Origin of the sequence: Thermomonas sp. (genome assembly GCF_020850895.1) — a bacterium.
Classification (GTDB): Bacteria; Pseudomonadota; Gammaproteobacteria; order Xanthomonadales; family Xanthomonadaceae; genus Thermomonas.
This window is the reverse complement of sequence record NZ_JADZDS010000082.1, coordinates 1-7953: the sequence shown is the minus strand read 5'-3', so window position 1 is coordinate 7953 and position 7953 is coordinate 1. Positions and strand designations below refer to the sequence as shown.

General features: G+C 65.0%; 10 protein-coding genes and 1 pseudogene. 6 read left to right on the top strand and 5 right to left on the bottom strand.

What is annotated here, in order from left to right:
• The first annotated feature begins 159 nt into the window (after positions 1–159).
• The 4 genes from IT472_RS07810 to IT472_RS07795 all read left to right on the top strand — a co-directional run bounded on the left by IT472_RS07810 (position 160) and on the right by IT472_RS07795 (position 3482).
• The gene (locus tag IT472_RS07810; RefSeq protein ID WP_297180588.1) at positions 160–777 is read left to right on the top strand and encodes a CDP-alcohol phosphatidyltransferase family protein; all 618 of its coding nucleotides are present in this window, start codon (positions 160–162) and stop codon (positions 775–777) included.
• A 75-nt stretch (positions 778–852) separates the two neighbouring features.
• Positions 853–1917: a poly(R)-hydroxyalkanoic acid synthase subunit PhaE gene (locus IT472_RS07805; RefSeq protein WP_297180586.1), complete on the top strand. Its 1065-nt coding sequence runs from the start codon at positions 853–855 to the stop codon at positions 1915–1917.
• Between the two features lies 1 nt (position 1918).
• Positions 1919–2989: a class III poly(R)-hydroxyalkanoic acid synthase subunit PhaC gene (phaC, locus tag IT472_RS07800; RefSeq protein ID WP_297180584.1), complete on the top strand. Its 1071-nt coding sequence runs from the start codon at positions 1919–1921 to the stop codon at positions 2987–2989.
• 13 nt (positions 2990–3002) lie between these two features.
• Complete coding sequence (locus tag IT472_RS07795; RefSeq protein WP_297180582.1) at positions 3003–3482, top strand: hypothetical protein; 480 nt, start codon at positions 3003–3005, stop codon at positions 3480–3482.
• 243 nt (positions 3483–3725) lie between these two features.
• On the opposite strand, the gene IT472_RS07790 is transcribed toward IT472_RS07795, so the two are convergent.
• The 5 genes from IT472_RS07790 to IT472_RS07770 all read right to left on the bottom strand — a co-directional run bounded on the left by IT472_RS07790 (position 3726) and on the right by IT472_RS07770 (position 6259).
• The gene (locus tag IT472_RS07790; protein ID WP_297180580.1) at positions 3726–4496 is read right to left on the bottom strand and encodes a gamma-glutamyl-gamma-aminobutyrate hydrolase family protein; all 771 of its coding nucleotides are present in this window, start codon (positions 4494–4496) and stop codon (positions 3726–3728) included.
• Between the two features lie 111 nt (positions 4497–4607).
• Entirely contained in the window at positions 4608–4886 is a 279-nt protein-coding gene (locus IT472_RS07785; RefSeq protein ID WP_297180578.1) for a DUF6522 family protein, read from the bottom strand.
• A 71-nt stretch (positions 4887–4957) separates the two neighbouring features.
• Entirely contained in the window at positions 4958–5308 is a 351-nt protein-coding gene (locus tag IT472_RS07780; RefSeq protein ID WP_297180576.1) for a hypothetical protein, read from the bottom strand.
• Between the two features lie 130 nt (positions 5309–5438).
• Positions 5439–5870: a c-type cytochrome gene (locus IT472_RS07775; RefSeq protein ID WP_343231822.1), complete on the bottom strand. Its 432-nt coding sequence runs from the start codon at positions 5868–5870 to the stop codon at positions 5439–5441.
• A gap of 8 nt (positions 5871–5878) precedes the next feature.
• Positions 5879–6259 carry a cytochrome c gene (locus tag IT472_RS07770; RefSeq protein WP_297180590.1) on the bottom strand — a complete coding sequence of 127 codons (381 nt, stop codon included), beginning with the start codon at positions 6257–6259 and terminating at the stop codon, positions 5879–5881.
• A gap of 196 nt (positions 6260–6455) precedes the next feature.
• Here IT472_RS07770 and IT472_RS07765 point away from each other — a divergent pair, with 196 nt between their 5' ends.
• Both IT472_RS07765 and IT472_RS07760 read left to right on the top strand, forming a co-directional pair.
• Positions 6456–7592, top strand: a complete 1137-nt coding sequence (locus IT472_RS07765; RefSeq protein ID WP_297180574.1) for an efflux RND transporter periplasmic adaptor subunit — start codon at positions 6456–6458, stop codon at positions 7590–7592.
• Positions 7593–7642: 50 nt separating this feature from the next.
• Positions 7643–7953, top strand: a pseudogene (locus IT472_RS07760) (efflux RND transporter permease subunit); the annotation flags it as partial.

The following is a 7953-nucleotide window of genomic DNA, read 5'->3' as shown; positions in this document are numbered from 1 at the left end:
GCCTATCTCGATGGCAAGGGCGCGCTGCCCGAAAGCGCGGTGATCGCGACCGTGCCGCGCCTGGGCAAGCCGCTGGCGGCGGAAAACCTGGCCATGCCGCACTGATTGCAGCACGCGCATTGGCTCTGGCACTCTGCCGTTGCCCACACGGAGCGGCCCATGAAGCAACGCCATTTCTCGATGCTGCGCGAGTTTCGGCTGGCGGACTGGTTCACGCTCGGCAACGCATTCTGCGGAACCGGCGCAATCTTCGCGGCGATGCGCTTCCTGCAGGACGGCGTGGTTCGTGACCTGATGCTGGGGATGGCGCTGATTCCACTGGCCTTCGTGTTCGACGCACTGGACGGCCGCATCGCACGATGGCGCAAGGTCGCATCGACGCTGGGGCGTGAGCTGGATTCACTTGCCGATGTGATCAGCTTCGGCGTGGCGCCAGCCGCCCTTGCCTATGCCTGTGGTCTGCAAGGTGGTTGGGACTGGGTGGTGCTCAGCTATTTCGTCGGCTGCGGGGTGAGCCGGCTGGCGCGCTACAACGTCACCGCCGAGTCACTCTCCGACGGTGGCGACAAGGTGAAATATTTCGAAGGCACACCGATTCCAAGCAGTGTGCTGATCGTCGGCCTGCTGGCTCTGGCGGCATCGCGCGATGCCATCGGCGTGAACCTGTGGCTGGGCGTGGTCAAGCTCGGGCCGTGGCAGTTGCATCCGCTGGTCTTGATATTCGCGTTGTCCGGCTCGCTGATGATCAGCAAGACCCTGCGCATTCCCAAGCCCTGAGACGGGTGCGATTCGCGGCGCGTGATGGCACCGCATGCCGTGCATTGCTAGCATTCACGCAAACACGGAGGACACATGGCTGAATTTCCGAAGGATCCCGCCGCATTGGCGCAACGCTACTGGGGCATGTGGGCAGATGCCCTGCGCGATGGCTCGGCGGGCTTCAATTTCGATCCCGGCAAGCAAGGACTGGACGATGCATTGGGTCTCTGGTCGCGGCAGGCAGGCTGGGGCGGTGGTTTCGGTGATGTGCTGGAACGCTTCCGCGGCCAGTGTGGTGACTGGTACGGGCGGATGCAGCAAGTGGCGGCGCAGTTCAGCGGACAGGACCACAGTGCACGCGACGTCGCTGAAGCATGGCGTTCGACATTCGCAGGTGGCCACCCGTTCGATGGCCTGATGCAGGGCCTGCAAGGCCCGGGGTTGGAGAATCTCGCGCGTTGGAGTGAGGCGGCCATGCCTTGGTTGGATGGAGTGCGGGCGCAGGCGACGGCCGCGCTGGGGATGCCTGCGTTCGGTTTCACTCGCGAGCATCAGGAACGCGTGCAGACCTTGGGCAAGGCACAACTGCGCCTGCAGGCCGCACAGCGCGCCTACAACACACTGCTGGCCAAGGTGTCGCAGGCGGCCATGTCGCGGTTCGAATCGAAACTGGCCGAACACGAGGAGCCCGGACGCCAGATCGGCAGCGTGCGGGCCTTGTTCGACCTGTGGGTGGACGCAGCCGAAGACGCTTGGGCCGAAGCGGCGCTGTCGAAGGCGTATCGACACGCCTTCGGCGAACTCGCCAATGCCCAGATGCTGGTGCGCGGTGCCGCACAGACACTGATGGAGCAGGCCGCGCGCGCCTGTGGACAGCCGGTACGCAGCGAGATGGATGGTGCCTATCGCAAGATCGCCGAACTGGAGCGCGCGCTGCGTGCAGCCACACGCCAAGAAGCGGCGGAGTCGCCGCGTCGTGAGCCCGCGCCCGCGAAGCCTGCCACGAAGCGCACTGGCGGCAAGCCTGCACCCAAGCCTGTCGCCAAAGCCGCCACACCGCCCAAGCGCAAGCCAGCCAAGACCGCGGCGCCCGCCAAAACGGCCAAGAAGACGACCAAGACCCTGAAGCGCGGCAAGCCCGCCGCAAGGAAGCGCTGACATGTACGGACCGCTGAACATCACCCCGGACGCGCTGGCCGAAGAAGCCGGCAAGCTGCAGCGCAAATTGGGCGCCGGCATCCGCACTTTGCGCGAGATGGATGCCGTCGATTTCGGCGTCACCCCGCGCGAGGAAGTCTGGCGTGACGGCAAGACCGTGCTGTACCGCTTCAGGGGTGAGCGCCGGCCAACCGCGCAGGTGCCGATCCTGATCAGCTATGCATTGGTCAATCGTCCTTACATGGTCGATCTGCAGGAAGACAAGTCGCTGGTCAGGGGCCTGTTGGAACGCGGCGAAGACGTCTATGTCATCGACTGGGGCTACCCGGACCGTTCCGACCGCTACCTGACGCTGGAGGACTACATCGAGCGCTTCATCGGCGGCGCGGTGGACCATCTGCGCAAGGCGCATGGGCTGCCATCGATCAACCTGCTCGGCATCTGCCAGGGCGGCGCGTTCTCGCTGTGCTATGCGGCCCTGCACCCGGACAAGATCAAGAACCTGATCAAGATGTTGAAGCCGGTGGACTTCCACACCCCGGACAACATGCTGTCGAACTGGAATCGCGAGATCGACGTCGACCTGCTGGTGGATACGCTCGGCAACGTGCCTGCCGACATGATGAATTTCACCTACCTGATGCTCAAGCCGTGGCGCTTGTTCGCGCAGAAATACGTGGGCATGGCCGACATCCTCGACGACAGGAAGGCGATGGAGGATTTCCTGCGCATGGAGAAGTGGATTTTCGACTCACCCGACCAGGCCGGTGAAGCCTTCCGCGAATTCAGCACGCAGTTCTTCCAGCAAAACCGCTTCATGGGCGATACCCCGCCGCAGATCGGCAACAAGGACGTGCACCTGGGTGAGGTCGACATGCCGGTGCTCAACATCTACGCCGAGCAGGACCATCTGGTGCCACCCGATGCCTCGCGTGCGCTGCGTGACCTGGTCGGCAGCGATGACTACACCGAACTGGCGTTCAAGGGCGGGCACATCGGCATCTACGTCTCCAGCCGCGCCCAGCGCGAAGTGCCGCAGACCATCCACGACTGGCTGCGCAAGCGCGGCTGAAGGCGCTGCCGCCGTGGCTTGGGACCGCCTGCCGCGCCAGCCCGTTCTGCGCGACCTGCTGCTGACGCTGGGCGTGCTCTGGGCGCTGCCAGTGTCGCTGTTCGGGCTGCTGGCGGGCGCACTTGCGCTGGCGTTTGGCGCGCGCGCGCGCTGGCGTGGGGGCGATCTGGCGCTGGTATTCCAGCAGTTTCCGTGGGGGCCGGGCGGGGCGATCACCTTGGGCAATGTCATCTTGCACACCGGCCCAGACTTGGCCTGCCCGTGCCGCACCTACGCTTGCCGCGCCGGGCTGGTGGACGAGCCGGCGATCGTCATGGCCGACCACGAGCGCGCCCACGTTTATCAGTACATGGTGCTGGGTGCGCTGTTCCTGCCGCTGTACCTGTTGGTGGGTGGCGGCATCAGCGAACGCAACCGCTTCGAGCAGGCGGCCGACCGCTACGCCCAAACCGGGCGCGGTTGGTGGCCGTGGGCGCAGGCCGATCGCAGCTGAATGCGCCATCCCGACGAACGGCAATTGTGAATGCGCGCGGCTTAGCCGATTTCTAACAAGCGCTGCGCTAGGCTCACCCCGTCGAAGAAAAACTGCACGTCGTGCAAAGCGCCGCGCAGAATCGCTCCGGCAGACAAGGCCCGACTCCCGACAGGCGCAATGCCTGCGGAGCCGGGCCTTCTTTTCCAGGCAATGCCGGGTCTGCGCCATCGATGGCAGGCCAATCCGACGTGGTTGCCGCGCTCACACCCACTCGCGCGAGGGCAGAGTGTAGCGCCGCTGCGGGCGGCCGACCAGATCGAGGAAGTTGTTGAACACCGCATCGGCTTGCGCCTGCATCGCGGCGATATGTTGGCGGGTCTGGGCGCGGATGGCCTGCTCTGGGTCGCCATGCCCCGCGTGCGGCAAGCCCGCATCCTGCAGTTCTTCGCGGTAGGCCGGATTGGCCAACCAACGGTCGATCAGGCGCTCGTCCATTTCCAGGTGGAACTGGAAGCCGTAGGCGTTGTCACCGTAGCGGAACGCTTGTTGCTCGCAGTCGCTGCTGCGCGCCAAGTGCACTGCACCTTGCGGGATGTCGAAGCGACAGCCATGCCACTGGAACACCGGGGTGGTGTCGCCCAGCGGTGCCAGCACCGGGTCCTGGCTGCCGGCGACGGTCTTGTGCAGCGGGTACCAGCCAATCTCCTTGACCGGATTGCGCGGCACCGCCGCGCCCAGCACATGCGCCAGCAGCTGTGCGCCGAGGCAGATGCCCAGCACCGGCTTGCCCTGCTTGAGCATCGCCTCGATGGCCAGCATCTCGTTGCGCAGATGTGTGCGCTGTGGATGCTCATCGACATTCATCGGGCCCCCCAGCACCACCAGCCCGTGATAGCGCTCGGTATTGAGCTGGGCATCTGGATGGCGTTCGAAGTTCTTGAAGCGGATGCGGTGGCCGCGGCGTCGGATCAGGGGATCCAGCGTCCCCAAGGGTTCGGCGGCGACGTGCTGGAACACAAGCAGGCGGGACATGGAAGCACGCAGTCTGGAGGCGTCGTGACTATGCCAAATCTCGTGGCTGCTTGGTCAATCCGAATGTGCATATGCTTATCGGGCAAGCGTGGCCGGGCAACGCGGACTTGATCAGCCTTGCCCTGGCTCACGTTCGCGGATGTCCACTTCACCCTGCTGGCGGCCTTCGCGATCCACCACCACCCGCACGCGCTTGCGCTCGTAGTAGTAGCTGGCGCGGTACAGGCCGGCGTCCTCGTTGATGCCGCGCTCGCAGAGCTGGTCGATCTTGCGCTGGGCCAGCAGGCGGAAGAAGGTCGCCGTGTCCAACCCGAAGGCACGGGCGATCGGCGCGCCGTCGATCACGATTTCGAACGCCGGGTTGAGGTCGATGGCGATGCGTCTGCCCATGGCTGGCGATGGTTGTCGTTTGCTATCCGCCGCAGTCTGCGCTTACACCTTGCCTGCTGCCATGATCCCGATCAACGGCCGTATTTCTTCAGCAGCAACTGGGTAAAGATCGCCCCGATCAGAACCGGGAAACTCAGAACGATCAAGGCGATCAGAGCCAGCGGCCAGAGATTCCAGCGGCTGGAATCGATCAGCGCGAACAGGAATTCGCCCAGTACCACACATGCGGTCCAGAGCAGGGAATCCAGCAGTCTGCGGGGGGACGCCAGCAAGGTGCAGAACACGCCGGCCAAGTTCAGGATCAGACAGTAAATCTTGAAACCAGGGCCGTCCCAAGGCTCGGCGCCCCAAACCCGGTCGAACAGGAACCACAGGCCGAAGCCGGTGCCGACCGCCAGCAGCGCGCTCAGCAGGCGGCGCATGCAAGCACGCAAGCGGCAGGTGCACGCAGCAGTGGGCGATCACCCGCCGGAAGTTCCATCCAATCGGGTTGATCCTGCGTCACGTCCTGTCTGCGGCCTGACCGGGCGGGATGCATGTGTCGATCCTGAATCAGTTCGCTTCCTGCAGGTCGCGCAGTTGGGTGGGGACACCACTGAAATAGGCCGCGAGGTCGGCGATCTGCTGGTCGGAGAGGCCCTTGGCCTGGGCTGCCATCACTGCCCCGGTGCCGCCGCTGCGGGTGCCGGCGCGGTAGGCCTGGAGCGAATGGGCCAGATAGTCGGCATATTGGCCCCCGATCTTCGGATACATATCGGCCAGCGGCTTGTTGCCTTCGGCGCCGTGGCAGGACACGCAGGCGGCGACGCTGCCCGAGCCCTTGGCTGCGAGCGCTCGACCCGCATCCACGTTGCCGGCGGGCAAACGGGCGGGAACGGTGGCGTTGTCGCGGGCGGCAGCGTGCTCCGCCCCGCCGTCTGATCCGCAGGCCGACAGCGTCAGGGCACAGGCAACAGCGAGCCCGGTCATGGCGATCTTGATCATGGTCTGGCTCACTTCACGCTGGAAAGATAGGCGGCGATGTCATTGATGTCCTGCTCGGAGAAGCTCTCTGCCTGGGCCTGCATCGTCGGGTGCTTGCGATTGCCGTTGCGGTATTCGTTCAGTGCATTGCGCAGGTAGGTTTCCGACTGGCCACCGATCTTCGGCACGTGGTAGCTCGGATAGGCGTTCTTGTAGCCGGTCAGTCCATGGCAACCGCGGCAGGTGTAGGTGAGGGATTTGCCGCGCGACGCATCACCTGCGCTGGCCGAGGCAGCTGCCGGGGTTGTGGCTGGAGCGGGTTGCACAGCGGCGGGGGCAGGATCCTGGGCGGTGGCAGAAAACGCCGCTGCCAGCAGGACAGAGCTTGCGGCAATCCACAACGGACGCATCATCTGGTGATTCCCCTTGGACGAATTCGCGCCGGATGAAATTGAGACGCGATTGCCCAAGTATAGCGATGCATGACGCATCGTCCATCCTGAGGCATTGTTCAACGACTTTCCTCAAGCATGACCTTCGGCGCATGCACGGCACGATCGGCAGGTGACATACTTGACTACAACACTAAATATTGGTTCATCTCCGATGCACGACAGGGATTTTGCGCGCGTTTGGACGGTCGTCGCCGTGTCGACAGCGCTGGTTTTGGCACTGGCGCTCGGCGGCTGCAAGGTCCAGACCGGTGGGCCGGGGAGTCACGGCGACAACGGCAACAACGATGGCAAGGCTGATGCGACGGCCGCGGTGCCCGTGGAAGTCGCCCCGGTCGCACGCCGGACCATTGCTGCCAGCTATTCCGGCACCGCGCCGCTGGATGCGCGCGGCCAAGCCCAGGTGGTGGCCAAGACCTCGGGTATCGCGTTGCAGGTGCTGGTTGACATCGGCCAACATGTCAACGCTGGGCAAGTGATGGTCCGGATCGACCGCGACCGCGCTGTCCTGCAGGCATCGCAGGCATCGGCCCAGGTCAACAAGCTGGAAGCCAACTACCGGCGCGCGGTCCAACTCGCGGAACAGAGGATGGTCAGCGCCAATGATGTCGATCAACTGCGCTTTGACCTCGCCAACGCCCGCGACCAGTTGCGGATGACGCAACTGGAGCTGTCCTACGGCAACGTGACGGCGCCCATCGCCGGCGTGGTGGCCTCGCGCGAGATCAAGCCAGGCAATTTCGTGCAGATCAATTCGCCGATCTTCACCATCGTCGATACCTCGCGACTGGAGGCCACGTTGAATGTGCCCGAGCGCGAAATCGAGAAGATCCAACCGGGGCAGCCGGTCGATTTGTTGATCGATGCGTTGCCGGGCCGCACCTTCGCCGGCACGGTGGATCGGGTGTCGCCGGTGGTGGATGCCGGCAGTGGCACCTTTCGCGTGGTGCTGGCCTTCGACGGCAGCGGCGGGTTGCAGCCGGGCATGTTCGGCCGCCTGCGCATCCGCTACGACCAACGCGCCGACGCCCGGGTGATCCCGCGCGAGGCACTGCTCGACGACGAGGGCGATCCTGCGGTGTTCGTCGTGCGCAACGGCAAGGCAGTGCGGGTTGCGGTGAAGCTTGGGTACGATGACGGCCCCTGGGTGGAAGTGCGCTCGGGACTGAAGGACAGCGACCGGGTGGTGGTGGCAGGCAAGGCGGCACTGCGCGACGGCAGCGCGGTCAAGGTGCTGGCGGCTGCGCCTGCGGCGCGTGCTGACGCAGCCCCGGCGCAGGGCGCGCAATGAGCCAGGGCTCGTCCCACGATCCGCTGGCAGCACCAGCGCGCGGATTCAGCTTGGTCGAATTCGCCACGAGGCGACGGGTGACGGTGGCGATGATGACCGTCACCTTGGTTCTGTTTGGCCTGATCGCGCTCAGCGGGCTGAAGGTGAACCTGCTGCCGGACTTGAGCTATCCCACCCTGACCGTGCGCACCGATTATCCGGGCGCGGCACCGGCCGAGGTGGAAACCCTGATCTCGCAACCCGCGGAAGAGGCGCTGGGCGTGGTCAAGGGCCTGCGCCGGCTGCGATCCATTTCGCGCACCGGCCAGAGCGACGTGGTGCTCGAGTTCGCCTGGGGCACCGACATGGAGCAGGCCAGCCT